Below are 25611 nucleotides of genomic sequence, written 5' to 3'. Positions count from 1 at the left end.
TTTAAGCTTATAACTTTTTAGTCTCATGCGGGTGGGCTCAGTAAGCTTCCTCCGCTTTCTCCGAACGAAAAAAAGCCGGATCTTATCCGGCTACGGGGAAGCGGATGGTCGCTTCTGTTCCCACCCCTTTTGCACTTGTAAAAGTTATTTTACCATTCATCGCCTCAATAATCCGAAAGGTCACCATCATCCCCAAACCCGTTCCTTTAGTCTTATTCGAAAAATAAGGTTCGCCTAGTCTAGATAAGGTCTGAGCATCCATCCCTTCACCATTATCTCGAATATGAATGACTGCTTCTCCATTGTCCACATAAGCCCATATATGAATATGTCCTTGTTCTCGCAGCGCTTCAATGCTGTTTTTGATGATATTGATGAATGCCTGCTTGAATTTGGAAGAATTCCCCCGCACTTTGATTTCCTGGGGAATATCCAGCGAAATTTTGCCACCCTGCAAATTAGCCATCGGACTGATGATTCCTTCAATATGTTTGAACTCATCCAAAATGGTCAACGTTTTGGTATGTTCAAACTCTGGTTTGGCAAAAGTCAGAAAATCGGTAATAATCGCGGAAGCGCGATCCAGCTCCTCCAGAGCGATATGCAGATAGTCTTTGTTCTTACCATCCTCCTGCTTGCTCATCAACTGAAGAAATCCACGTGTAACCTGGAGCGGATTCCGTACCTCATGAGCTACAGATGCAGCCAAATCACTAATAATCTCCATTTTCTCCGAACGTTGAAGCTCATTATTGAACATCTCCAGTTCTCTGGAATACCGAACTACCTGCTTGTGCTTTTCCGCCAGCCTTCTGCCCAAGATCGCAATCAATGCCAGGACAAAGCCAAACACGCCCCATTTCCATAGAAACATATTGTAGTGTCCGTCCCGAATGAAGAACCAGCTTAGTTCTGTAATAGAGATGACAGCAAAAAATGCAAATCCTGTCGATAAAATAATCGCTTCACGGTCTCCTTTAAGGGCCATGCGAACCGAAGCGAATACCAGAAGGACCAGCAAAGCTACGAGTAATATACTGAGGATATTGACACTGAAAAAATAATATACATCGTTCAGTCGCTCCTGTGCTCCTAGATTCACAATCATCATGGTGAAGCAGAACAAAGAGTAGGCGGTTAACACTTTTCTAAATTTGCGAATCAGTATAATCGAATTGATATTTTGTTCAAAAAAGAAGGCTAAGGAAGGCAGCAGAATAAACAACGCCACATCAAACAGTTGTAAATACAACTTGCCATAGCTGCGGTAGAACGTGTACAAAAATGGCGAATACGTTACGATCAGCAGACCGATAGACAATACAATCGCGCTTAGGGACAGCCACATGGCCATGCTCGGGCGGAACAGGAAGAACGAGCAGATCAGCAGTACCAGCGCGATAAAGATAAATGTACTGCCTAGAACAATATCCAAAATATCAATTCTGACCAAGGTCCCCAACAAGTCACGATAATCCCCGGTCAACACATTTCCGCTAATGCCCAGTCTATGCTTGCTGCTTTCCGTCCATATGTATAATGTTTTGCCGCTGTCATCTGGCTTCAGCGGAATCAGAATGCGATTATTCTCATAATTGTATCCACGGTAGGATTCATAAAAATTGGTACCATCTTTATACAGCGTAATATGTCTTCCATAAATATTTTCAAAAAGTATCGCTGGTGTCTCATCATTTAGTGAAGGTAACTTAATACGAATCCACGCGGTGCCTCTATTCCCCGGCTGCTTGAGCAGTTGTGTATCATCTTCAATATGCATCCACGCCTTACTGGGATTATTTACCTCATCTAAAGAGCCATCCTCGTTTTCTGCTCCCCATCTCATATCCCAGGAGGGTATATTATTCTCAATTTCCGGGGTCATTTTGGCTGCATAGCCAGTAGGGTCCAGCGACAATAGTATCACAATGACCGCTAGCAGAGCGGCGACAGCTTTGGGCACATGCCTCATATTAAGCACCTCAAAGTTACATAGTAGGATTTACAAGTTTGTATATGTTTTAACATTTTTCTCGTCCTAAAATTATATTATTCTATACGATGATGTTTATACCTTCTTCATAATAAGGGTATCATGTTCTTTTTAATCATTATTTGTAAAATCTTCATATTGATTAATGATCATTTCCTGTTCACGCCGCTCCATCTGCTCTCTGACCCTAATCCAAGGTTCACATTCTTCATCCTCATATATCGTCCAAATATCAGAGAATAAATAATCACGTATTTCTACTATTTTTCCGGCCTGTCCGCCATCTGTCCAGTATAAACCATCCGGGCGCCGAATAACGGTACGCGAATAGCCTGGGGTAGATGCCTTTTGACCTACTCGAATCCGGCTAATCATCGGACCAAACATGTACCATTCCAATTCATATCCCTCCAGCTCTTCTTTATCATATCACAGCATTTATCAAAAAAACGTGAATTGAGAAAGAGCAACTCCCTGATCGCATGATTTTAACTTCTTGCAGACACACTAACACAAGGTTTAGCCGTTCTGCGGTTTGGGTAAGGTCGAATTAAGCAGCAAAAAGTAAAGGAGCTGAGTTAGATGGCCAATCGCAACAATCCAAATACGGAGCTACAGGATCATGATTTTGAGCCTTCCCTGCAAAATGCAGAAAAAAACTGGGAGAATTTGATCGAGGGACCGGATACTCCTCTGGAGGACGTTCCAGATGCTGATGAACTGGTTCCCAACAGTCCTGCTGATCCTTCTGCGCCTGCTGAATTCCTGCATGGTACAGATTTGCTGAACGGTACCGATGGGGATGAAGAAGAACAACTGGATAGCGACGATATTCTGGATTAATCATTTACGTTATAAGGGGCAAGAAAGCGGTTGCCCCTCCTGCTCTGCGGGTAATGAAGGGTATAACACTGAAAGGAGCTGACCGATCTCCTATGTACAAAGATCCGATGTCTCAGGCTGATATGGAGTACAAACGCTATAAAACCCTGAATCCTGTGGAAGCAGACGACCGCAGGACTGCGGACAAGACCCATACCGACGATACCTCTACCGAAGATAACCCACGAGGAGTAGCATCTGCGGAGCTTGAACCCAAAGATCAGGCATGATGAAAGGACAGATAGGGAATACAAAAACTAGAATCGGAAAATCAGGGCTTGCCTTCTGCATCCACTTTGTTTAAAATAAGGTCAAATCTTTTGAATACCATGAACAAAGACATGGACGGAGACAAGTAAACGTCTAGCGGATTCCCACAGAAAGATACGTATTGCTGAGAACGTATCGCAATCCTGCGTTGAAATTCACTCCCGAGTCGAGCCTTGAACCGATAGAAGGATGCATTCCTTTGTCCGCTGTAGAGGTATCCGGAAGCCCCCGTTACGGGCATCAAGCTCAGAGGTTACTGCCGTCAATTGAATGACGTTGACGACTTGTATGTATACTTCTGTAATTAGGGTGGTACCACGGCATTCGTCCCTTGCGACGAGTGCCTTTTTGTGTTATTTTCTGCAAAAGGTCTTCGGGCTGAAAGAAAAAACAATTTAAATTCGGAAAGGGTGTACTGTATGTCAACCAATGAAAACTCTTTGGAACTGTTGCGGGAACAGCTCGATGCTACCAACTTGCAATTGCTGGAGCTGCTGTCCCAACGCGCTGAACTGGCGGGACAGCTTGGAAAATTGAAAGAAGCTCAAGGAGTACCTGACTTTGATCCAGTGCGTGAGCAACAAATGCTGGACAAGCTGATCGCAGCTAATCGTGGACCTTTCGACGATGCTACGATTCGCCAGTTGTTCAAAGATATTTTTAAAGCTTCTCTGAACTATCAAAAAGAGGAACATAAAAAACATCTGATCGTCAGCCGTAAAAATCAACCAGATAGCACGGTTATCAAGGTTAAGGATACGCTGGTGGGCGGCAAAGCGTCCATCATGGTTGCAGGGCCTTGCTCAGTAGAAAGCTACCAGCAAACGCGCGAGGTAGGTGCGGCTCTCAAGGAAGCCGGTGTACCGATTCTGCGTGGTGGTGCGTTCAAACCGCGTACCTCTCCGTACGATTTCCAAGGGCTAGGTATTGAAGGCCTGCAAATCCTCAAACGCGTAGGCGACGAATTCGGGCTGGCTACAATCAGTGAAATCGTCGATCCAAGACATTTGGAGGAAGCAATCCCATACATCGATATTATTCAAATTGGCGCGCGCAACATGCATAACTTTGAATTGCTTAAAGCTGCGGGTGAAACCAGAACTCCGGTTCTGCTCAAACGCGGACTGGCTGCGACCATGGAAGAGTTCCTGCATGCTGCCGAATACATCGTTTCCCGTGGCAACACACAAGTCATGCTGATTGAACGCGGTATTCGTACGTATGAAAAATGGACACGCAATACGCTGGATATTTCCGCGGTTCCGATTTTGAAAAAAGAAAGCCATCTGCCTGTATTGGTGGACGTGACTCACTCTACAGGACGTAAGGACATCCTGGCCCCTTGCGCCAAAGCTGCCCTGGCAGCTGGTGCTGACGGGATCATGGTAGAAGTTCACCCGAACCCGGCAGTTGCTTTGTCCGACGCCCAGCAACAGCTGAACATACCTGAGTTCCATAAATTCCTGTCTGAAGTCAAAGAATCCGGTTTGTTCAAAGCGTAAAACTAACTTTATGCCTAAAATCTTCAATAAAAAGAATACCTAAAAGGTTATCATCCTAAACACAGCATTCAACAAATTAGGCTCATGGAATCATACTCCATGGGCCTTTTTATTTGTGCAATTGGACCTCGTACGATCTCTATACACGTTTAATGCTTTTTTCAGTCAAAGGTACATAATATCCTTTTCCATTCAGACCCATAGCGAACTTATTGCGAAGATGGATTAGATTAGGTCCGAATTTTGCCTCCAATTCTTCACGGAACTCATACAGGATTTCCATGATATAAATATCATGAATAATCACTTCCGTAATCGGCATCACAAGCCCCGGATGCAGCGTCCAGGCAGCGCGGCTGTCATCCCCGAGTGAAAGTATGCCAGCCACAACCTCCCGATCATCTATGCTAAGCACAATCCACCGACCCCCGATTTCGGCTGTAATCTCCTCACTCATATCATGGCGGTAAACGGTAGCAAAATCAAAGTTAAGATCACCATATGCTACAATGACCACTTCAATTCCTTGCTGAGCGGCTTGCTCCAGGGCATCTCGGAACACCTCGGCATCCTCTTTCCAAATTTCCAGTAAAATTCGGTGTTTGGCTCCCTTCACACCTTCATTGATGCGGTTGATAATGGCTTCATACCCCGAAATATTCCAAATGTTCTCTCTATTTTGAAACGATGCTGTGTACTGCTCCAGACTCTCTTGCGCCACATTAAAAATCTGCTCTGCTTTGCGTTTTCTCTGGGCAATTAATTCATGTGGAGGAAGCGGCACATACAGAGGTGTATTTTCTTGACTGACCATGATGTCGCCACGGTTGACCATACCCGACAAAACCTCATAAATTTTGGATCTCGGAACTCCAGAGTTCAATGAGACGGCATATCCCGAAAGTGGAGAGCTTTCCAACAAGGTCACATAAGCCTTGGCTTCATATTCACTAAAATTCAAATCACGCAGAATTTCTAATAGGTTTGGTTTTGATTTCATGACGTCTTCTCCTCAATTCATGTTCTTCCTTACTATATCACTTCCCCTTGACAAAAACTGATATACAAACTATCTTTTTAATAGCATTTTTATAGTAGTAACCATAGTAGCTACTATCATATTTTCATAGGGGATGACCTTAGGGAGGATTTAACTTGAACAAAGTCATAGCTCACCACAGCGAAAGCAACCGGATTTACTACAGTTCTACGATTCTAGCCCTATTAATTTGGAGCACCTCGTTTATTGCTACCAAAGCAGCCTATACGACGTTTCCTCCTCTAACCTTGGGTCTATCCAGATTTATAATAGCTTCTATTGTATTAGGTATCGTTTTGCTGATCAAAAAAGAACATGTCAAAGTAAAACCAAAAGATTTGGCTACGATTTCGTTTAGTGGAGTTTTGGGAATCACTCTTTATTTTTCAATGGAGAATATAGGGGTTAGCCTGACTACCGCTTCCAACGCAGCATTAATTGTCGCATCGTATCCCGCAATTACATCACTGCTTGAATTTATTTTGTACAAGGTCAAATTATCCAAATATAAAATCTGCGGTATAGCACTGGCCATGATTGGGGTATATTTCTTAACCTCTGTGGGCGAAAGTCCGGGTGGCAAAAATCAACTCATCGGAAATTTAATATTGATTGGAACTGGATTTGCATGGGCGTTTTACACTTTTATGACGCGCAAGGTGGTGGACAAATATCCACCAGTGACGTTATCTTTTTATCAAACCGTTGCAGGTAGTATCTTTTTCATACCATTAGCCCTATTAGAAAAGGATAGCTGGCAGGCCCCGACCACGGGATCGTTTATGTTGCTTATGTATCTGGGTGTGTTCTGCTCTGTTATCGCATTTTTGCTTTATAATTACGGATTAATCAAGCTGTCACCGAGCAGTTCCGTTTCTTTAATGAATTTGGTTCCGATATTCGGGGTGATCTTCTCTGTCGTGCTATTGCATGAAACAGTTTCATGGCGCCAAATTATTGGCGGTCTGGTCGTTATTATAGGTGTACTCATGAGTGCACATCAAAAAAGCACCTAAAACGATACAGATTAGTCCTGTTTGAATATGTGTTTCAATCCTACAATACCAGGGCGAGCGGCCTTTCTAAAAGTTTCTCGCCCAGTCAGTTATATCTATGCAGTCGGCTTTTTTTCTTTTATATAATAAAGGTGGTTATATTGATTAATGAGGTTATCCATAATTACAGACTGTTTAAGCACACTGGCATGATTAAAACCATGCTTTGCTTGTAAAACATACAGCTTTTGACGAGCATTCTCAAGCTGTTGACGCAAAATGTCGTCTCTTATCATAAAATATCCCTCCCTGTCGTAATAACAGTGTAAAGGGTTATGAATAATATACTAAAAATAAGGGTTTGGGATAATTATCTAATTCGCCTATCCGGCAGAATGAATATTCTGATCCGTTGCGTTATTTTGTGCTGAAGCCGTAAAAACGTTTTTTCCCTTCGCCCATAGCAACAACGCTGCAATCAGCAAGATGCCCCCGTTTAATACAAAGATCCAGCGAATGGGCATCCAGCTGCCAAGCATGCCGCCGATCAGCGGCCCCGCCATCGTCGCGAGCTGGGTAGCTGATTGATTCAGGCTAAAGGCTCGTCCGCGAAACTCCGGTTTGGTGACCTCCACAGTCATTGCATTGATCGCTGGCATCACAGACGCATAAAACAATCCGTATCCAAATCGAAGCGCACCAAAACCAACAAAATTGGTTACAAAAAACTGCAAGATGTTCCCGATTCCCGAACCGATCAGCCCAATCAGCAGCACTTGTGCAAAGCCGATGTTCCCTCCAATCCGGCCCCATCGGGGAGCCATCAGCACCGCCGCGATACCTACCGCTGAGAATACAATCCCGGAGCTTAAAGATGCATGGCTGCGGTCCACACCCATTTCAAGCACGTACACCGTAATTAGCGGTTCCAATATCATGACGGAAAAGGTGCTTAACCCAGCCAGAATAAGCAAAAAGTACAGCGGCCGATTCGCAATAGCCTCTTTGATATCATCACGCACATGCGAGCGGGTACTGGTCCCCTTGAAGCTATCCTCTCTAGCGCCAAATGTCGCGATTAACGCAGATACCAATACTAGAGCCGCAGAGAAATAAAAGGCATTCCGATTGCCATAATAATGGCTCACCACACCGCCAATCAACGGACCTATAATACTGCCCGTCGCTCCAGCAGTCGCCATAATGCCAAGGGCATAGCCCGTTTTTTCTTCAGGTGAACCCGTTCCAACCAGCGCTATCGCTGCAGGAATAAATCCGGAGAGGAGTCCTTGAAACAAGCGAACCCCCACAAATACGTATGGGTCTGTCACCAAAGCACATACCAGGTACAATACGGCCAGGCTAAAGCCTGATCGAATCAGCATCGGCTTACGTCCATACTTATCTGCAAGCGAGCCCCAAAACGGAGCAATCAGCGCGCTCGCTAGAAAGGTGACTCCAAAAGCAATCCCCGACCATAGTTCCAGCTGATTGTTTACGCCCAGTTCCGTATTCAGAAAAATAGGTAAGAACGGAATCGACACGGAATAGGCCATGCTGCAAAACAATACTCCAATCCACAAAACAACCAGATTGCGCCTCCAATATAGATGCATGCTGCCACACGTCCCTTCTGTTCAATCCATTATTACCCTCTAAATTAGAAAAGTCTACCGTAACCCTTAGCCTTTCAGCGTGGAACAACCACGAAGAAGCTGATATAATCGAATGGAATGGAGATGATGAAATGGCTAAGAAGAGAAATTCGTCTTTCCCTGCTCCTGCAGCTCAGGACAAACCTGCTACGCTAAAGGATCTATTAAGTCAGGACGTGCTGAACAAACTTAAGGCTCAGGCCAATGAAGCACAAGCAGAACAGGACAAGCGTAAAGAAGACGAACGGCAACGTGCCCTCGAAGCAAAAAAAGCTGAACAAAAGAAGCTGGACAACAACTTTGAACACCTGTTGAATAACAGCGATTTGGACTGGCACAAATATAAATAAGCCAAAACCATTGCGGTTTTGGCCTATCTTTACACTTTATGTTATAGCCAGTCACGAATATGTTGTACTGAGTACAACACCCCTATCCAAACCGGCAGACTGAACGCCATACCCCATATGAGACCTTTAGCCAGCTTTTTGTCTACCTCCATCATGATCCTGCCCCTTTCCTTGGGAATAGCAGCAGTATGGGTCAAGAATACGGCTTTCAAACCCGTATTTCCTTATCCCTAGCAAAAAAGGTATGATAGTACATGGAAAAGTGTTCTGCGCTGTCCCCAAACTATAAATTAGGATGTTACCCATCCAACCTTTCAGGAGGAATATCAATGAACCGAAAATCGATACGCCCATGGTACACGTTGTGCCTGCTGGCCATCATGCTCGTGCTGGTTGCCGGATGTGGCACAAAAGCGACCGATGTGGAAGCCGCAAGTCGGACAAGCACCACAACTCCCGCTGCAACTAAAGACAAAAGCAAGGCTGTTTCACATCCGATTGTCACGATTGTCATGAATGATGGCAAGAAAATCAAGCTTGAGCTGTATCCGGAAGTAGCACCGAACACGGTTAACAATTTCATCTCCTTGGTGCAAAAGGGAGCTTATAACGGTACCATTTTCCATCGCGTCATCCCCGGCTTTATGATTCAGGGTGGTGATCCGCAAGGTAACGGTACAGGTGGCCCAGGTTACAGTATCAAAGGGGAATTCAAGAGTAACGGCTTTAACAATACACTCAAACATACACGTGGCGTATTATCCATGGCCCGCTCGGCGGATCTGGATTCCGCTGGATCGCAATTCTTTATCATGGTTGCCGATGCGGACTACCTCGATGGTCAATATGCCGCTTTCGGTAAAGTAACGTCCGGGATGGACGTAGTCGACGCTATCGTCAACTCCAAGCGGGATAGCAATGACAAACCCATCAAACCGGCTACGATGGAAAAAGTTACTGTTGATACGCTGGGTAAAAAATATCCAGAACCCGTCAAAGTAAAATAACCCGTTTTTCAAAACGGGATAACAGCAACGACCTTGTGCATAGGCATGAGGTCGTTTTTGCTGATCCCCTGATGCTTTCTAAGCTGCTGCCTCTAGGATGTAGTAAGAGTATATACACAAAAGGAAGCGTTTTCAATCATTATTTTTAGAGTTTTTTACTGTTACATGGGCTGTCAGCATTCGACAAAAATTACCAGACGCGCAGTAAAGTCGTCTAATTGGATTTGGTTTCGACTGAACGAATACCTTCCATCTCTTGCAGCAGTGACAACAATTCCTCCACTCCCTCTGACCGTGACAGCTTTAGCAGCATATGAATAACCAATTGCTCACCGTTATTGATGCGCTCTGCGTGAAAGCTGTGAATGGTCAGCTTCTTGTTTTCTAGCAGTTCTTTGATTCGAGTTAGTGCGCCCGGCTCATTATCAACCTGCACAACTACTTGCCGTGTAGAAGGGGTAGCCATTTGATAAAAACGACTATGGAGCAAGGACTGAGCCGCTAAAATAAACAGCGTTACACCCGCGCCAAGCCCATACATTCCTGCACCGACAGCAATCCCAATCCCGGCGGTAGTCCAGATGCCCGCAGCGGTGGTAAGCCCTTTGATTCTATTTTTTTGTGTGAAAATCATTCCTGCGCCGATAAAGCCAACTCCACTTATGACCTGCGCTGCTATTCTGGAAGGGTCCAGCGACAGGTTAGACCAAACCGTTTGATCCTGAAAACCATATTTGGATACCACCATCATAAGCGATGCCCCGATCCCGACAATGAAATGCGTGCGTATGCCGGCCTCCTTCATCCGGCTTTTGCGTTCATAACCGATTAACGCGCCGCACAACCCGGCAAACATGACCCGAATCAGGTAATCCCAATCCCACATACTTTTTTCACTCCACTATTGTTTATGTTTATACTTAGGCAAATGAGCCTTTATCCAGCCGTTATTTAGTTATTACCCAAACCCTTTAAGGAACCTTCACTTCATGCTCGGGAAGATTGCGATGTGCCTTTCTGCCCTTAAGCAGCCACAGCTCCGGTGTATCCTGCACACCATCCAGACGCAAGCTAAACGCCCTTGTTGGCAGATTACGTACACGCAGCCATAGACGGTTTCCGTCTGCTGCTGCATCCACAAGCTCTAGCCGTGTTAGTGAATCACTCCTTAGCTTGTGGTTCAAACCGCGAGTTGAATTCGCGTTGTCCTCCCGACTCCAAATACGCAGTTCATCCACAGACGGGGCTGCAATCCGCTTGCTAAAAGAAATAACCACTTCGTCATCGGCTGAACGTTCTGCCTTAAGAGGCACGGGAGGTTCATCGTACATGTAGCCTCCCAGATGGTACTCATAGGCAGTCCAGGCGTTGTAGTCGCCCTCCAGGGCGGCAGCTCCAAACTGCCGTGTCCACTCGCGGTCCCGCACCATCCGCGCGAGTGAACCGATATCCGCCTGCACCCCGAGGGGCAGGTCGGGATAAACGGCGCGTATGGACTGCGCGATGCCAGCGTAGCCGCGAATATACTGTGGCGGCAGGCGGCGGCGCATCCAGTCCGGCCAATGGGTCTGGAGTATGTGCATATCCGGGGCTACGCAACCGATCATGGCTACCGCATCCAGACCCTGCCATTCCCGCAGCTGACCGGGAATATCACCACGCCCGCTCACAGCAAGCGACCATGTCGCCACGCAGATGTCTGGCCGGACATCACGCACACCGCCCGCGCCGTTCACCAGTTCACGGATAAGCCCGTTCACAGCCTCCACGCGCAGATCGATCCACTGCGCGTACAGCTTCGGGACCTTCCGGTAGTAATTCCGCGCATGCTTATCGCGGAAATTCGGAATGTCCTCACCGTAGCGCGCGCGGAAGGCACGCTGCGCATGTGGCCCAATATCCCCGTACACTCCACTGCGCAGCCCGTTCCATTCGGGGAAATATGGCTCCGCCACCTCAAATCCGTCAAATGGAATATCGGTGACGAGCCGGGCAGCGGCCTTCTTTTTCCATTCCACATACTCCTGTGCAAAATGGGAAAGCCGCTGAAAGCCGTCATTCGGCTCACGCAACAGTTCCATGCGCCATTCCTTCCACGCTGGCGGCAGCTGGGACACGCCAAAAGCACCATTGCCCAGCACCATCGCCCACACCGCGATGCCTCTGCGCTGAAAAGCAGCCACAAGCGCTCCATCCACTTCATTTTCACGCACAACAAAATAATGCACGGTCTGGTAGCCCGCAAGGGCGATCTCATCCGCTATGCTATCCCGCGACCGGTTGGCATAATAGGGAAATAACGGATCAATTTGAATACTGGGACCGTTTAAGACCCACGGTTTCATTTTTCCAATTTGTGCTATAGCGCCTGTCGATTCGGATCGGTCATCTCGCTTATTGTCCAATTCGATCCACCTCCGTCACTCACCTTTTCTCCAATATTTGCTCAGATCTATAGGTTAGGGCTATATGTTCGTACTGGTTCGCCTATGTTACCATATTTCGCAAATGGGGTGAAATACAGCTACTACTGTTTCACCAATAGCGTTCAGAGGTATTGGAATAACGAGTCAGGTTTAGCTTATGAACGGAATGGGAGGAATAGTCAATGGCAGAGCAGAGATTGCAAGGAAAGATAGCAGTGGTCAGTGGTGGAGGTTCAGGAATCGGTAAAGCAACCGCTATTCGTTTTGCAGAACAAGGCGCCAAAGTGGTCATGCTGGATCGGACACCCGAGCATGCGGAGGAGACCAAAGCAATCATTGAACAGGCTGGCGGTGAAGCACTAGTGCTGGAGTGTGATATTTCCAAGCCAGACATGATTCAGCAGGGGTTCGCTAAAGTCGCGGAAACCTACGGAAAGCTGGATATCGTGTTCGCCAACGCAGGTATTAATGGCACGATGGCCCCTATTGAGACTATGGAGCTGGAGGAATGGGACCGCACGATGAACATTAATCTACGCGGCACCTTCGCTACCGTTAAATATGCCGTTCCATACCTGAAAGAACGCGGCGGCAGCATTATCATTACCAGCTCGATCAACGGTAATCGAACCTTTTCGGGTATTGGATTCTCAGCCTACGCCTCCACCAAGGCAGCTCAGGTTGCTTTTATGAAAATGGCAGCGTTGGAGCTGGCCCGTTACAAAATTCGGGTCAACGCGATATGTCCGGGAGCGATCGATACGAAAATTGATGATAACACGTACCCTACCGAAGACTTGAAAAAGGTACAAATTCCTGTCGAATTTCCGAAGGGCGGACAGCACCCACTGGAAGACGCTCCTGGTGAGCCAGAGCAGGTGGCCAATCTGGTCTTGTTCCTCGCCTCAGACGAGTCGTCACATGTAACAGGTACGGAAATCTATGTAGACGGAGCGGAATCCCTGTTGCGTTAAGCTTAAAGGAGAACGTTGTACCCAGGCAAGTTTAGACATTCCCAGCAGCCTTATCTCTAGTTATTACTAGTGGAAAAGGCTGCTTTGTGCATGACGTGTGCATGGCTTTACCATGCTTCTATAGCACTCCGTCATCACCATACACAGCTCCTTTGCGAAGACGGACATACAGCCTGCCTCCTGGCAGCACCTCAAACAACAGCATCAGAAGAGAAAAGAATAACAGTGCAATGACCTCTTCTGCCAAAATATAAATAGGGTATGGCCCCAAAACATCCAGTATCGACGGTGTCGATGGCTTTCCGGTCAGAAACATATAGTTGGCACCGAGAGCACGATCTACAATCCACACCATCAACGCCAAGCCATTGAGAAATAGCATAACTCCCCCTACACTCTTCCACGTCGGTCGGAATCCAGCGATCCAGGTCATATATAGGGCGGCCAAAATAATAGCACTATGAGCTACGAAAAAATGGATAAAACGATAGTGCGGAAATGCATAAGCCAAATTAGGCGTGAGTACTGCTTGAAGCGCTCCTCCAATTCCGGCAAATAGGATTATCGGATATAACCAGCGGCTGCGGAAAATAAGCATGAGGATAGACAACAGCAGTGTCACACTGCACAGCTCCAAGGGCAATGAGGTCTGAACATCCCAAATATGCTGCGCCACATACCATATATTCAATGTCACCTCTGCAAGTATGAGGATCGTAATTAGTAGCCAGCGAATTCCCTCACTTACAGGCTTATGCGATCCAATCCATCCCCGCGTCAGCCACAGCAGCAAAACGCATACAATAAGCCCCAGTACAGCCAACCCATGCGACGGAGTAAAAGCCTCGAACCCTTCCGGCGCGTACGCATCCACCCAAGACCCTGACCCTAGCCAGTCCATAGGAAGCCCCTTTCGATCGATCTCTTTTTTTCTTCATATCTTATATCCTCCATTTTATACCAAACAGTCGAATATATTCTAGCCCTCTTTCTTGCTTGTTCCATACCTTAAGCTTTATGATAAAAGATATCATATTCAAAGGAGAGCCCTCATGCCTATTAATCGCCGATTAATTACAGATCAGGATTTCAGCGAAGCACTAGAGCGTCATCTTCGTGTCCGGGTATTCCAAGATGACCAATTGATTGGCTCGGGCGGGATTATTATCCGTTTTGACGATCAGACCATCGTTGTGCAGTCCAGCGTCAGTGATCTGGCCTACCATTCCAGAAAACAATGTGAGTTTTTTGAAATTAAAAAATAGCCACCGTACACTGGAGAACGATTTTTTTCGTTTTCCGGTGTACAGCGGCTAAGTTTAGTTGTTCTATTGGTATGCATTATATCTCACATGACGGTTATAGTTACAGCTGCATTCCGCGTGTTTTCAGCATAAGTTTATTGGTAAGCACTTTCAAATCCTCGGAAGAAGATGAGATTTCCTGCATAATTGCCGTCTCCTCATGAGCAGCCTTATAAATTTTGTGAGCCCCCTCAGAGAACGCCCCTGACATTTGTTGAATACGATGAATCTGCTCAAAGGTTTGATCCACCCGGTTCGTTTGCTCTGTTACGGCTTCTTCCATGGTACGGATGCTTTCGACAAATTCACGTACAATGGCGTTCAAACGGTTCAGCGTCTGATCCACAGAGCTTGTCCGTTCCGCCTCAGCACTGACCAAGGACGTTTGCTGATGCATCAACTCCACGGTCTCAACGATTTGCGACTGTACACGGCTAACGATGGCATTAATTTGCTGTACAGATTCCGTACTTTGGGCGGCAAGTGCGCGGATTTGGTGCGCCACTACAGCAAAGCCGTTCCCTTCTTCTCCCGCACGCGCTGCTTCTATGGAAGCGTTCAGCGCCAACAGATGGGTCTGTTCGGCAATATCCTTCACAGTGCTTGTAATCGCTTCAATTTGAGAAGCTTCTTGTTCCAGTCGTGCAATCACCTGCTGTGAACGGCTATGTGAAGCTGTCAGATCACCCATTCCATCCATCAGGGATGAAAACACAGTCTGTGTCGAATCCACGGAATGCTCCATGTGGCCTGACAGTTCCAGCATATGCCCCGATTTGTTGCGCATCAATTTAAAATCGCCCAGCATTCGATCCGCTGTTTTAATAGATTGGGCAGATGCTTGTTTTTGCTGCTCCACGCCATCCAGAATATCCTCTACCACCGTAGACATGGACTCGATTTGCGCCGTAGCTTGCACAATAGCCAAGCTCAGATTTTCCGCACTTTGCGAAGTTGTTCTGGTGCTATACGAGATCTCATTGAACATATCTTTAATGTTCAGCATCAGATGCCGAAATGCATCGTACAACACTTTGATTTCATCATCAGAACGACGCTCTGGAATGACGACAGACAGGTTGCCTGCCGAAGCTTCCTCTGCCGCCTTAGCCAATCTAACAATTGGCCGTGTAAGTAATTTTGAGATCAACCAGCCCAAAATGCCACTCCACAGGACGCCCAATAACAAAATGATCGAAGTATACACCCATTCCTGTGTACCTTGAGCAAGCCAGTCCTTGAGTACAAAAATAAAAAAAGCGCTTGTTCCATAGGTTATTGCTGAAATCGAGACAAATGCAGTAACCATTTTCGTACCTAGTGACATCTTCATGTACTGTAGCCCACCTCAAAAAACTCAAATTTGATTCCATTTTACCATAAAATTGCTACATTTCTAGTAGTATTTTTCACAGACACCTATATTTATAAGCATAAAGATGCAGATCTCTAAGTCCCCTGACCTAACTACAAAAACAATATGTTATTCAGACAGAAATTTGCGCCAAAAAAGCGGACGAATCGCGCTGCAGCTTACGTTGCAGGCTATTCACCACATCTAAAACGCTCTATTACTCCGCAATGCCATTTTCCATTATTGAGAATAATTGTTGTCTTCCTGCTTAACAATCGCCTTTTTAACCGCTTCAATTGTGTCTATTTGATGACTGTTTTTTTCCAGTACAGTAAACTCCCATAATCCGCTGGTCAGCTTGTCTCCTTGCTGGATATCAAAACGTTCTGAAAGCATCCAACCGCCAATCGTATATACGTCCCCGACCTCAATATCCGTCTCCAAGCGCCGATTGACTTCATGAATAAGCGCCTGTGATTTGAGTATGTAACGATGATCATCTTTTTTGGTAATGAGTGGTGTTAGCGCTGTAGGGATTTCGGTATCCGTATAAGAAGGAATGTCTCCCACAATCTCCTCCATAATGTCCTCCAGGGTGACAAGCCCAGACGTACCACCATATTCATCCACCAGCACCGCTACTGGAATACGTCGTTTTTGCATCTGAATTAGCAAATCCCGAGCCTGAACCGTCTCGATCACCTGAAGCACCGGATGAATGTAAGATGCCATCGTCGTGTTCCCTGTGCTATGTCCACGGGCCAAATCATGCAGAGCTTCCTTTACGCGAATCATCCCGATAATACGATCCCGGTCCCCATGTTCAGCTACAGGTAGAAAATTATAGACCTTGTCCTCGATCAGCTCCATAAACTCGGCTACCGTTGCCTGGTGAGAAATGGAACGAATGTGGATGCGTGGTACCATAATTTCCTGGGCTGCACGGTCGTCAAAATCAAATACATTGTTCAGATATCGATATTCTGTCGGCGTAATTTCACCACTACGATAGCCTTCAGATAACGCCAGACGAAGCTCAGCTTCACTGAGTGCCGCATCTTCTTCAGATACCTTTTTCAGCCCAAAGAGACCCGTAATGACACGTGAAGAGCGACTGAGCACCCAGTTCAGGGGATACGTTATTTTATAGAACACTGTAATGGGACGGGCAAAAAACAATGCCATCGGTTCGGCAATTTGGATGGCAAATGTTTTGGGCACCAGTTCCCCAACGACCACTTCAAAATAGGTCAAAATCAAAAAAGCCAGCAAAAAGGAGAGTACCCCCGTTAATCCGGCCGGAATATGTGCCAACACAAACAGGGGATGCAGCAGCTTCTCAACTGTAGATTCCCCTAACCAGCCCAGCGCCATTGAAGTTAGTGTTGTACCAAGCTGACAAGCGGATAAGTACTCATCGAGCCGAGATAGAATATTTTTAACGGCTTTCGCGTTTTTATTGCCCTCTGAGGCCAATTGATTGATACGGGATACCCGTACACGGATAATGGAATACTCCGAGGCCACAAAAAAAGCAGTTAAGGTGATAAGTAAAATAACCAGAATGATATTTATCGTTTCCATAGCCCCCTCTTGCCCCGTTGATGACGAAGCAAGAAGCACCCCCTTTGACATTCATTTTTGGATGGAATCATCGTATGAATAATGATGCCCATAATCGTGTATTACCCAAAAATGATAAGGAATAGACTATGTAGGACTTTGTTAACGAATCGCCAGCGGACTCTTTTGCACGATATCTATCCATTGATCAGCTATGAGCTGGTGCCCAACCGCTGTCGGATGAACCCCGTCATGCAGCCAATAGGAAGCGTCCGCTTTCGTAGCGGCTTCGTTCAACATGCTTTGGAGCGGCACAAATACGGCCCCATATTGGTCGGCAAGTTGACGTACAATACGCTGGTATCCCGTTATTTTTTCTTGCCAAATATCCCAGCGCGCCTCAGTAGCTCCTGTTTTCAAAATAAACGGCTCACATAACACCAGTCCGATCTCTGGCATCACTTCACACGTTTCCTCCAGCAGGTGGCTATAGGATCGTTCAAATCGGTCCGTCACCCCGGATGGCTCCTGCTCCACGATCCGCCAGGCATCGTTCACTCCGATCAGAATACTGAGCAAGTCCGGCTGTAGACTGAACGTGTCTTCATTCCAACGTGCATACAAATCCGAAGCCCGATCCCCTGAAACTCCCCGATTCACAAATTCAGGCTGCGTTGCAGTCAAGCGACTCCCAAGTGCACCAGCGATCAGATACACATAGCTCTGCCCCAGCCAATGGTTGGCGTCCTCATTCCGTCCCCTTCCCCCATCTGTAATGGAATCTCCTTGAAAAAGAATACGTGTGTGTCCTGTACTCGACATTTTCCATGGTCCCCCTTCGCAATTTCCAATAATACCCTTATCATACCCCGTATTCTCCAAATTGGAAAGCGGTTTCAGAAAATCTAGGAGCAAAGGCGATCGCCATCGCTCATTCCGCAACTTCTAGGAAAAATCCCATTCATTTTCACACTGCTCGGTACTTACACACCTCGCGAAAATTACAGCCTCCGCATACTCTGCGTGAAGGCATGGGCGTAAAGAAAGACTCAGGCTTGGGGCGATTATAGTAATCGTCATCAAGACAGGATTTCATTTCCTTGATGTAACGGCCTACATTGCCAACTACCTTGTCGATCTCCTCTGGTGTGGGGCGATATACTTCATGCTCTCCTGTCATCAGGTACTCCACGCGCACCTCAATCTTCTCCAATGGAAGCTGATAGTGCTCCTGCACATAGGAAGCATACAAAAATAACTGGTCGGAGAAGTCGCCTTCTTTACCTGTTTTCCAATCTACAATTACCATATCTCCGTTGTCTCTGCGATAGAGCAAATCCATTTTGACATATACTTTTGTCTCGTGTAGGAGCATCGTATCCCATTTTTCCACCTCAACGATTCGAGCCTGCCCCTGTTGCAGCTCACGCCAAACCGCGGTACGGTACAAATTGTGCACCACTGCATGCTGACGCTCCTTAATCTGGGCAATTCGTTCCGGAAGCACCTCGTCTCCGTAATAAATCTCTGCCAGCATGACGCGATTTTTGGGATCTTGAAGCCATAGCTCACGGTGCAATGATTCCTTGTAGCTGTCATTCAGCATGTTCTTCATAGCTGTCTCCAGAAATGCGGTGCGCGGGATCGTCCCTTTTTCCATCCACCCTCGTATGACCGATTCACACATTTGATGCGTAATATTTCCGAATAAAATATATAAGTTGCTCAGTTGCTTAAGCCGATACAAGGTCACTTGCTCTTCAGTGCCCTGTGCCGAATTCCAGCCATTATGTGAGCCGTAATAATGATAATAGTATTTGCGTAAGCACTCATCGAACGTCTGGGCCCTCGACTGTGAATAGGACCAGGACGGATATATTGCCATGACAGGCCCTCCTTCATTAGAACTTCCATCCCTCTATTATAACGCATCCCTAAGCTGTATCGGCTATAAAAACGACAAAAGACTTTAACCCATAGGTTAAAGTCTCCGACTGACTAGTTAGTACACCCGCTACGAGTCCGTTCAGCATGGATCAATTCACTTACATTAACAGCGCCATCCTCACGGACGTTGACTACAAGTACCGGAGTTCCCAACATTCCGCTGATCCACGCCTTGTAATCATCCACATGATCATTTGGAAGAATCGTCAAGATCACACCGGCAAAGCCACCACCATGTACTCTGCATGCGCTGTCGTCAATTGATTTTAAATACATTTCCGTTAGGGCCAGTGCAACCGATACATCTTGTTCCCGATCAATCCTACTTCTATATACGTTCTGTAACCATTTCCATGAAGAATTACCGGATTCCGTGACGAGTTTTAAAAAATCAGAAAAGCGCCCTTCCTCCAGCGATTTCACCTGCTCATCCACACGCTTATTTTCTTCAAAAAAATGCAAAGCACGAAGTACTGCCCGATCCCCAGCTTTTTCCCTAACCATCTTGAGATTGGCATACAGATCCTCAGGCGATAAGTCACGGCAAACAGAAGCGCCTAAAGACTGAGCCACAGCACGCATTTCGTTCGGCACCGCTGCGTAATCATCTGTTAAATCAGCGTGATTTCCACCTGTATTTACAATAACCAGGGAATATCCGTTTTGCTCAAAATTCCAATGGACTGGTTTGATGATGGGTTCCTTGGGATTTTCAAAATCAATGGAAATCAAGCCGCCATATGCGCAAGCCATCTGATCGAGCAGCCCTGAAGGCTTGTTCCAATAGACATTCTCCGCATACTGACCAATTTTGGATGTAGCAACAGTGTCTAACGCGCCCTCGTTATAAAAATGATTTAATATCGTGCATATCAGCATTTCAAACGAAGCGGAAGAGCTTAAACCTGAAGCAGAGAATACATTACTTGATATATAAGCTTGAAAGCCTCCGATGCGATACCCGAATTCAAGCAAACCTGCCGCAATGCCACGGACCAGCAACATCGTACCGTCATCCTCCGGTTTTGGCGACAAGTCGTTTAAATCAATGACGTATTTCGTTTGGTAGCCTTCAGAAAAGAATGTTATAACGGATTCCTCTACTTTAGCAGCCACAGCGATCGTATCAAGTGTGATACTGCCGGCCAGCACCTTTCCATGGTTGTGATCTGTATGATTCCCTCCAATTTCGCAGCGTCCCGGAGCACTAAACAATTCAATATCCCCTACACCAAAATACTCCTGATACGCCTGTATAAGTGATTGATATCGAGAGGTTTGCTCGGAAATTTGTTGCTGGCCGTACATCCGTGCGAGAACAATCTGTCCCTCGCTTGAATTCAATAGCTCCATATCTTTCATCGTATATCCCCCTACTTGTATGTGTGCTTCCACTCAGAATGATGCTTTAATTATCTCAATTTTCCCTACGTAAAAGTATGGCACAATTTCAATCTGTAAGCGCTTATTTTAATCGCTTTACTGAGCATTTTACCAATATAACTAAAAAAGAACCAGCCCCTAATCGGGGCCGGTTCCAAGATGTGCTTAATTTCTTTTTAATCGCGTTTCAGTACATATTCTCCAGCACTGTTACGAGTTACAGTGGCGCCAAGCGCCTCAGCAACAGATTTGAAAGGAACATACAATGTGCCATATTCATCCGTATATGGAGCTTGTGGCAACGTCAATGTGCTTCCTTCCAATACAGCCTGCTTGGAGCCACTTTTCAGCTTAATCGTTTTACCCGTAATATCATCAATTACTGTTGTTTGTTTGGCAGCTGCATCCCATTTTAATTCTGCGCTTAGTTCGCCTGTCAGTTCACGCAATGGGATGAAAGCCGTACCTTTACGATTCTCCAAGACATAGTAATCGTCTTTAGGATCGAAAGTGGTTTCTACTTTTGTAATTTCCAAATCATTTTTTAAAATATTGTAGATCGGGGAATTTGTTTCAAAGTTACGCAGTGTTGCTCCTGGTGTTAATTCAGCTTGGTTATTCAAGTCAATCACACCGTTAGAAATATCTACTTTATCGGCCGTTACACTACCGTTGACGTTCCAGGCTTGAGTCTCGGTCAGAACGGTAAAGGATTTCACTGGAAGACCGTCGATGTCTGGCAATGCAACTGTCAGGTCTGACAGCGCTTTGCGAACATTTCCTTTTTCATCAAAATACATGTCGCTTTTCAGCACCGTGTTTGCACTCAGAACTGTTTTGATTTCAGGTGCCTGTGCATACATGGTGCTAACTCCTGCATCATACTGCGCCACAGCCAGATCCAAATACTTTTTAACCTCGGTGTAAGCTTCGTTGACCAGTTTTTCTTTGTTTTCATTCAGTTCCGTTGTTACTTTATCACTACCCTCAATAGCCATACCGGAAGTGATCGTTTTAGTCACATCAATGGCTTGACTGATCAGTTCTTTCAAGCCTGCCTCGTCCTTGGCCAGATTCGTCAGGAACGGTTTTACCAATGCAACCAGTTCATCACCGCGCAGTTCTGCATGGAGATGGGTCAGTTTCACCTTGTCTTTTTCACCGTACACTTCTTCAGTTACAGACGTTGCAGAAATGGTCGAAGGATTAGGAGCATGCTTGAGCATAAGTGCAGCCGCTGTTTTGGTCAGAGCTCTCACATCTTTGGAATATACATACGGATCAAACCCAGCAGGCAGACCGCTCAAACGCTCTTGCGAGTTTAAAGATATGTAATAAGGTTTTTTAGCACCTTCCAATTGAATAGCGATACCTTGGCGATCCAAAGCAAGCTCAAATGGCAGATTATACTTATCAATGTGCAATGTACCCTTGGCAGAAACAATTTCCTCCGACTGTACCTTGGCTTCATCTACAGTCACCGAAATCGAATTAAGCAAATTTATGATTTCCTGATCTCCTTGTGTGATTCCTTCTCTTGGAGTTAATTTAAGTGAAATCTTCTCCGTTGTTTGCTGGGATTTCACATCAAGTGTTCCCAATAAATTTTTACTTACATCAAATCCCCCTACTGCCTGGCAACCTGTCAAAGCTACCATTAACAGAATAAGAGGGACGGCAATCCATTTTTTTATATTCATATTAATCCCCTTTCAAAATATTTCCCTGATCTCTTCTATTATCTCAGTGTTAATACGCATTGTAAATGAGTAGAATGGAAAATAGAGCTAGTCATTTAGGATCAATTTTCAGCCTGAAGCATCCGGTAAGCCAGAAGTGCCATCTCCAGGCAACGGCGCTTATCAGGGTCTGTCAAATTTCCTTCTACAATTTCGTTGATTTTATCCAGCCGATTATAGAGGGTCTGCCTATGAATATACAGAATTCCGGCAGTATCACGCTTGGAGCCATGGCATTGAAAGTAGGCATCCAGCGTATCCAGAAGCTGCATATGGTGCTCACGATCATGTGCAATCAACTCCCCCAAATGGTCTTGTACAAATTCTTGTAGAAAAGGAATACGAGGCACTGCTTTCAACAATTGATAGATTCCGATGGTGTCGTAAAATAGCTGATCCTTCATCACCGGGACGCTTCGCGCGACTTCAATGACCTGATAGGCCTCTTCAAAACTACGGTCCATCCCTGTCATGCGATGTCTCATCTTGCCAAAACCTGCATGAATGCGCACCTTGTCAAGCTGTCCTGCGGCATAGTTCTGAATATATTGGACCGTATGGGCCAGCACCTTTTTCATCTGTGCTGCGGAACGCAGCGTTAATTCCTCCTTGGCACAAAGGATGTAGCATTGACTTCCCTTCATCATTAACAGATTGTGCAACGTTTCTTTTTTCAGCAGAGAACGAAGCAGCACTAATACATCCTGATTGATGGATTCCTTGCGCACCTGACTGGCGTCCTTGTCCTGATGCTCTACCTCAATGATCCCTGCCCAAAATAAATACCGTCCCTTCGTTAACAATCGCAGTCCCATCCGGGTCTGGGCCTGTTCTTCACTCGGAAGCTGGCCGTTCAACACATCCTGAATCAGTTCATTTTGATTACGTAGCAATCGGTCTTCAAGAAACTGTGTTCTCAGTACCAATGTAGCGGCCGCCTTGGCTGTGTAATCAATGAGCAGCGATATTTCCTCGGTCGGCATTTCACTATGCAGGACCACACCTACCGCAGAAAACACCTGACCGAAGCATACAACAGGCTGAAACAAGACAGCAGTGGATTCATTCAGATGAAACAGCAGGTGCCCCTCCCGATCGGCCGTCATACTTGATTCCACTTCATGGGCGTAAAAATCTGCAATATGGTCTGCTACATCCGGCTGGACGGAGGGCACGAATCGATTGGTATCAATGGAGGACATGTAGATGATCTGCCGGGCAGCATAGTCATGAAGCACACGCAAGAGGGCGTTCATATCGGTGCTGCGCAGAGTTTCCTGCTGAAGCTGACGTGAAAATCGCTCCAGATCTTTTAACAGTTCATGATGTCGGTTAATAAGTAGGGAGTGAATATCTTGTGTAATTTCAACAAAACGCACCGGCTGCTCAAATACGATGACCGGGAAGTGATGCCGTTCCGCCAACTCCAGTATTTCCGAGGGGATCACATGGATGCTCGTGCCGAGCTCTACACATAATCCTGCGGCTTCCGAGCGGATCAGTTGTTCCATATACTCGGCGCGTTCTTCCCCCTTCCGGGTTAGCCACAGGCCGGTCGTCAAAATCAGGTCATGACGGCTCACAAAGGGGGATACATTGGTGATTTCTAACACATGAACCCAGCCCACACGGCGATTGACGCCCTGTTCCCCAGCAGCCAACTTTGCCCGCCGGAAAACAGGACGTTCCAGCACATCCGCAATGGTAAATGTTTTTTTACCCTTCATCGGCATTCTCCTTATATGTATGTTTTTATGTCATTTTATATGACATATATTCATCAAAAAGTCGAGCCTTTAAGTCAGATAATCCGACAAAATGTATGATGCCAAGGAGTTTACTCCCTTGTAAACTGTACCTAATCTAACATGAATTGCATTTATCGGCTTGAGTCCATGTAACTAATCGGTAAACTGCATACAAATGATAGTGCCATTTTTGATTTTGCAGCGTAGCTGCCCTAAAAACAATCATTTGCCGTAGGATAACAATTATTTTTTAGGAGAGGTGAACGAAATGAAAATTGGGATTCCGAAAGAGATTAAGAACAATGAAAACCGTGTTGCTCTGACACCTGCGGGTGCTGCTCAAATGATTCAACACGGACATCATGTATTTGTAGAAAGCCATGCAGGTGCTGAAAGCGGCTTTACAGACGGAGATTATGCCACTGCAGGGGCTACCCTTGTACAGCAAGCTGCAGATGTGTGGTCCCAGGCGGATCTGGTTATCAAGGTAAAAGAACCGCTCCCCTCTGAATACGGGTATTTTCGACCAGATTTGATTTTGTTCACCTATCTGCATCTGGCTGCCGAGCCCGCACTCGCCCGGGCTTTAACAGACAACGGCGTAGCTGCCATTTCCTACGAAACGCTAGATGTTGAAGGAAGCCTGCCGCTGCTTACACCCATGAGCGAGGTTGCAGGCCGAATGGCTGTACAAATCGGAGCACAGCTGTTGGAAAAACCAAAAGGGGGGAAAGGCATCCTGCTGGCAGGTGTGCCGGGGGTCAAACGCGGTAAAGTGACTATTATTGGCGGAGGGGTGGTCGGCACCAATGCGGCCAAGGTCGCCATCGGTCTCGGCGCAGATGTTACACTGATCGATCTGAGCCTGCCAAGACTGCGCCAGCTGGACGATATTTTTGGCAATCAGCTTCATACGCTGGTGTCGACCCCCTCTAACATTGCGGAAGCCGTAGCACAAAGCGATCTGCTGATCGGCGCTGTCCTGATCACCGGTGCCAAAGCCCCACGGCTCGTAACAGAGGCCATGGTGCAGACCATGCAATCCGGCTCAGTGATTGTCGATGTCGCCATTGACCAAGGTGGCATTGTCGAGACGATTGACCATATCACGACACACGATCAGCCAACCTATGTAAAACATGGCGTCATTCACTATGCAGTAGCGAACATGCCCGGTGCGGTGCCGCAAACCTCCACGCTCGCTCTGACGAACGCGACGCTTCCCTATGCTCTCCAACTTGCGGATCTTGGCGTGCAAGAGGCGCTTCGCAGAAGCAAGCCGCTGCTTAGCGGTGCCAATGTCCTGAATGGACATATCACCTACGAAGCAGTCGCCCGTGATCTGGGGTATCCTTATGTTCCTGCGGAACAGGCATGGCAGGCCAAAGCCTTGCAATAAAATCGAAGCAGCACAAAGAACCACACACTTTTTCCCGCAGGGATTGAAGTGTATGGTTCTTTCTTTGTATGCTAACTGCAT

General features: G+C 46.3%; 24 protein-coding genes. 9 read left to right on the top strand and 15 right to left on the bottom strand.

Annotated features, from left to right (window positions below):
• Positions 1-82: 82 nt before the first annotated feature.
• On the bottom strand, positions 83-1972 hold the full coding sequence (locus FKV70_RS01225; RefSeq protein WP_142611578.1) for a sensor histidine kinase: 1890 nt from the start codon (positions 1970-1972) through the stop codon (positions 83-85).
• Between the two features lie 132 nt (positions 1973-2104).
• Entirely contained in the window at positions 2105-2392 is a 288-nt protein-coding gene (locus FKV70_RS01220; protein ID WP_063212441.1) for a hypothetical protein, read from the bottom strand.
• 183 nt (positions 2393-2575) lie between these two features.
• Between FKV70_RS01220 and FKV70_RS01215 the strand changes: the two genes are divergently transcribed.
• The 3 genes from FKV70_RS01215 to FKV70_RS01210 all read left to right on the top strand — a co-directional run bounded on the left by FKV70_RS01215 (position 2576) and on the right by FKV70_RS01210 (position 4647).
• A complete protein-coding gene (locus FKV70_RS01215; RefSeq protein ID WP_142611577.1) occupies positions 2576-2836 on the top strand; it encodes a hypothetical protein in 261 nt (86 codons plus the stop codon).
• 92 nt (positions 2837-2928) lie between these two features.
• A complete protein-coding gene (locus tag FKV70_RS26010; protein ID WP_167669704.1) occupies positions 2929-3105 on the top strand; it encodes a hypothetical protein in 177 nt (58 codons plus the stop codon).
• Positions 3106-3564: 459 nt separating this feature from the next.
• Positions 3565-4647: a bifunctional 3-deoxy-7-phosphoheptulonate synthase/chorismate mutase gene (locus FKV70_RS01210; protein ID WP_064795526.1), complete on the top strand. Its 1083-nt coding sequence runs from the start codon at positions 3565-3567 to the stop codon at positions 4645-4647.
• A gap of 139 nt (positions 4648-4786) precedes the next feature.
• Here the strand turns inward: FKV70_RS01210 and FKV70_RS01205 are convergent, their stop codons facing one another.
• The gene (locus FKV70_RS01205; protein WP_142611576.1) at positions 4787-5647 is read right to left on the bottom strand and encodes a TrmB family transcriptional regulator; all 861 of its coding nucleotides are present in this window, start codon (positions 5645-5647) and stop codon (positions 4787-4789) included.
• A gap of 155 nt (positions 5648-5802) precedes the next feature.
• On the opposite strand from FKV70_RS01205, the gene FKV70_RS01200 reads away from it, so the two are divergent.
• Positions 5803-6702 carry a DMT family transporter gene (locus tag FKV70_RS01200; protein ID WP_142611575.1) on the top strand — a complete coding sequence of 300 codons (900 nt, stop codon included), beginning with the start codon at positions 5803-5805 and terminating at the stop codon, positions 6700-6702.
• 95 nt (positions 6703-6797) lie between these two features.
• Here FKV70_RS01200 and FKV70_RS01195 read toward each other — a convergent pair whose 3' ends face one another.
• A complete protein-coding gene (locus FKV70_RS01195) occupies positions 6798-6977 on the bottom strand; it encodes an aspartyl-phosphate phosphatase Spo0E family protein (protein WP_063212446.1) in 180 nt (59 codons plus the stop codon).
• A gap of 87 nt (positions 6978-7064) precedes the next feature.
• On the bottom strand, positions 7065-8297 hold the full coding sequence (locus FKV70_RS01190; protein WP_142611574.1) for an MFS transporter: 1233 nt from the start codon (positions 8295-8297) through the stop codon (positions 7065-7067).
• A 131-nt stretch (positions 8298-8428) separates the two neighbouring features.
• Here FKV70_RS01190 and FKV70_RS01185 point away from each other — a divergent pair, with 131 nt between their 5' ends.
• Positions 8429-8686, top strand: coding sequence for a YqkE family protein (locus FKV70_RS01185; protein ID WP_063212448.1), 258 nt, complete (start codon positions 8429-8431; stop codon positions 8684-8686).
• Between the two features lie 329 nt (positions 8687-9015).
• Positions 9016-9693, top strand: coding sequence for a peptidylprolyl isomerase (locus FKV70_RS01180; protein WP_142611573.1), 678 nt, complete (start codon positions 9016-9018; stop codon positions 9691-9693).
• A 214-nt stretch (positions 9694-9907) separates the two neighbouring features.
• On the opposite strand, the gene FKV70_RS01175 is transcribed toward FKV70_RS01180, so the two are convergent.
• Positions 9908-10579, bottom strand: coding sequence for an MgtC/SapB family protein (locus tag FKV70_RS01175; RefSeq protein WP_142611572.1), 672 nt, complete (start codon positions 10577-10579; stop codon positions 9908-9910).
• A gap of 85 nt (positions 10580-10664) precedes the next feature.
• Complete coding sequence (locus FKV70_RS01170) at positions 10665-12098, bottom strand: N-acyl-D-glucosamine 2-epimerase (protein WP_142611571.1); 1434 nt, start codon at positions 12096-12098, stop codon at positions 10665-10667.
• A gap of 203 nt (positions 12099-12301) precedes the next feature.
• On the opposite strand from FKV70_RS01170, the gene FKV70_RS01165 reads away from it, so the two are divergent.
• A complete protein-coding gene (locus FKV70_RS01165; RefSeq protein WP_142611570.1) occupies positions 12302-13093 on the top strand; it encodes an SDR family oxidoreductase in 792 nt (263 codons plus the stop codon).
• Positions 13094-13211: 118 nt separating this feature from the next.
• Here FKV70_RS01165 and FKV70_RS01160 read toward each other — a convergent pair whose 3' ends face one another.
• Positions 13212-13994, bottom strand: coding sequence for a YwaF family protein (locus tag FKV70_RS01160; protein WP_063212453.1), 783 nt, complete (start codon positions 13992-13994; stop codon positions 13212-13214).
• A gap of 151 nt (positions 13995-14145) precedes the next feature.
• On the opposite strand from FKV70_RS01160, the gene FKV70_RS01155 reads away from it, so the two are divergent.
• Complete coding sequence (locus FKV70_RS01155) at positions 14146-14358, top strand: hypothetical protein (RefSeq protein ID WP_063212454.1); 213 nt, start codon at positions 14146-14148, stop codon at positions 14356-14358.
• A gap of 100 nt (positions 14359-14458) precedes the next feature.
• On the opposite strand, the gene FKV70_RS01150 is transcribed toward FKV70_RS01155, so the two are convergent.
• The 7 genes from FKV70_RS01150 to FKV70_RS01120 all read right to left on the bottom strand — a co-directional run bounded on the left by FKV70_RS01150 (position 14459) and on the right by FKV70_RS01120 (position 24110).
• Complete coding sequence (locus tag FKV70_RS01150; RefSeq protein ID WP_142611569.1) at positions 14459-15730, bottom strand: methyl-accepting chemotaxis protein; 1272 nt, start codon at positions 15728-15730, stop codon at positions 14459-14461.
• 261 nt (positions 15731-15991) lie between these two features.
• On the bottom strand, positions 15992-17335 hold the full coding sequence (locus FKV70_RS01145) for a hemolysin family protein (RefSeq protein ID WP_142611568.1): 1344 nt from the start codon (positions 17333-17335) through the stop codon (positions 15992-15994).
• A gap of 141 nt (positions 17336-17476) precedes the next feature.
• Positions 17477-18136 carry an SGNH/GDSL hydrolase family protein gene (locus tag FKV70_RS01140; RefSeq protein ID WP_142611567.1) on the bottom strand — a complete coding sequence of 220 codons (660 nt, stop codon included), beginning with the start codon at positions 18134-18136 and terminating at the stop codon, positions 17477-17479.
• Positions 18137-18281: 145 nt separating this feature from the next.
• Complete coding sequence (locus tag FKV70_RS01135) at positions 18282-19199, bottom strand: PD-(D/E)XK nuclease family protein (protein ID WP_142611566.1); 918 nt, start codon at positions 19197-19199, stop codon at positions 18282-18284.
• A 113-nt stretch (positions 19200-19312) separates the two neighbouring features.
• Complete coding sequence (locus FKV70_RS01130; RefSeq protein WP_142611565.1) at positions 19313-20623, bottom strand: galactokinase; 1311 nt, start codon at positions 20621-20623, stop codon at positions 19313-19315.
• A 197-nt stretch (positions 20624-20820) separates the two neighbouring features.
• Positions 20821-22344, bottom strand: coding sequence for a copper amine oxidase N-terminal domain-containing protein (locus FKV70_RS01125; protein ID WP_142611564.1), 1524 nt, complete (start codon positions 22342-22344; stop codon positions 20821-20823).
• Between the two features lie 101 nt (positions 22345-22445).
• Positions 22446-24110, bottom strand: coding sequence for a PucR family transcriptional regulator (locus FKV70_RS01120; protein WP_142611563.1), 1665 nt, complete (start codon positions 24108-24110; stop codon positions 22446-22448).
• 289 nt (positions 24111-24399) lie between these two features.
• Here FKV70_RS01120 and ald point away from each other — a divergent pair, with 289 nt between their 5' ends.
• Complete coding sequence (gene ald, locus FKV70_RS01115; RefSeq protein WP_142611562.1) at positions 24400-25530, top strand: alanine dehydrogenase; 1131 nt, start codon at positions 24400-24402, stop codon at positions 25528-25530.
• Positions 25531-25611 lie beyond the last annotated feature (81 nt).

The sequence above is a fragment of the Paenibacillus ottowii genome, assembly GCF_006874425.1.
Lineage (GTDB): Bacteria > Bacillota > Bacilli > Paenibacillales > Paenibacillaceae > Paenibacillus > Paenibacillus ottowii.
Note: the sequence above shows the minus strand (reverse complement) of the source record. Positions and strands in the feature narration are given on the sequence as shown.

What these genes read in the sequence shown, in the direction of transcription:
- FKV70_RS01225 (WP_142611578.1), bottom strand. Translation starts at nt 1,972, where the DNA reads ATGAGGCATGTGCCCAAAGCTGTCGCCGCTCTGCTAGCGGTCATTGTG.
- FKV70_RS01215 (WP_142611577.1), top strand. Translation starts at nt 2,576, where the DNA reads ATGGCCAATCGCAACAATCCAAATACGGAGCTACAGGATCATGATTTT.
- FKV70_RS26010 (WP_167669704.1), top strand. Translation starts at nt 2,929, where the DNA reads ATGTACAAAGATCCGATGTCTCAGGCTGATATGGAGTACAAACGCTAT.
- FKV70_RS01210 (WP_064795526.1), top strand. Translation starts at nt 3,565, where the DNA reads ATGTCAACCAATGAAAACTCTTTGGAACTGTTGCGGGAACAGCTCGAT.
- FKV70_RS01205 (WP_142611576.1), bottom strand. Translation starts at nt 5,647, where the DNA reads ATGAAATCAAAACCAAACCTATTAGAAATTCTGCGTGATTTGAATTTT.
- FKV70_RS01195 (WP_063212446.1), bottom strand. Translation starts at nt 6,977, where the DNA reads ATGATAAGAGACGACATTTTGCGTCAACAGCTTGAGAATGCTCGTCAA.
- FKV70_RS01190 (WP_142611574.1), bottom strand. Translation starts at nt 8,297, where the DNA reads ATGCATCTATATTGGAGGCGCAATCTGGTTGTTTTGTGGATTGGAGTA.
- FKV70_RS01185 (WP_063212448.1), top strand. Translation starts at nt 8,429, where the DNA reads ATGGCTAAGAAGAGAAATTCGTCTTTCCCTGCTCCTGCAGCTCAGGAC.
- FKV70_RS01180 (WP_142611573.1), top strand. Translation starts at nt 9,016, where the DNA reads ATGAACCGAAAATCGATACGCCCATGGTACACGTTGTGCCTGCTGGCC.
- FKV70_RS01175 (WP_142611572.1), bottom strand. Translation starts at nt 10,579, where the DNA reads ATGTGGGATTGGGATTACCTGATTCGGGTCATGTTTGCCGGGTTGTGC.
- FKV70_RS01165 (WP_142611570.1), top strand. Translation starts at nt 12,302, where the DNA reads ATGGCAGAGCAGAGATTGCAAGGAAAGATAGCAGTGGTCAGTGGTGGA.
- FKV70_RS01160 (WP_063212453.1), bottom strand. Translation starts at nt 13,994, where the DNA reads ATGGACTGGCTAGGGTCAGGGTCTTGGGTGGATGCGTACGCGCCGGAA.
- FKV70_RS01155 (WP_063212454.1), top strand. Translation starts at nt 14,146, where the DNA reads ATGCCTATTAATCGCCGATTAATTACAGATCAGGATTTCAGCGAAGCA.
- FKV70_RS01150 (WP_142611569.1), bottom strand. Translation starts at nt 15,730, where the DNA reads ATGAAGATGTCACTAGGTACGAAAATGGTTACTGCATTTGTCTCGATT.
- FKV70_RS01145 (WP_142611568.1), bottom strand. Translation starts at nt 17,335, where the DNA reads ATGGAAACGATAAATATCATTCTGGTTATTTTACTTATCACCTTAACT.
- FKV70_RS01140 (WP_142611567.1), bottom strand. Translation starts at nt 18,136, where the DNA reads ATGTCGAGTACAGGACACACACGTATTCTTTTTCAAGGAGATTCCATT.
- FKV70_RS01135 (WP_142611566.1), bottom strand. Translation starts at nt 19,199, where the DNA reads ATGGCAATATATCCGTCCTGGTCCTATTCACAGTCGAGGGCCCAGACG.
- FKV70_RS01130 (WP_142611565.1), bottom strand. Translation starts at nt 20,623, where the DNA reads ATGAAAGATATGGAGCTATTGAATTCAAGCGAGGGACAGATTGTTCTC.
- FKV70_RS01125 (WP_142611564.1), bottom strand. Translation starts at nt 22,344, where the DNA reads ATGAATATAAAAAAATGGATTGCCGTCCCTCTTATTCTGTTAATGGTA.
- FKV70_RS01120 (WP_142611563.1), bottom strand. Translation starts at nt 24,110, where the DNA reads ATGAAGGGTAAAAAAACATTTACCATTGCGGATGTGCTGGAACGTCCT.
- ald (WP_142611562.1), top strand. Translation starts at nt 24,400, where the DNA reads ATGAAAATTGGGATTCCGAAAGAGATTAAGAACAATGAAAACCGTGTT.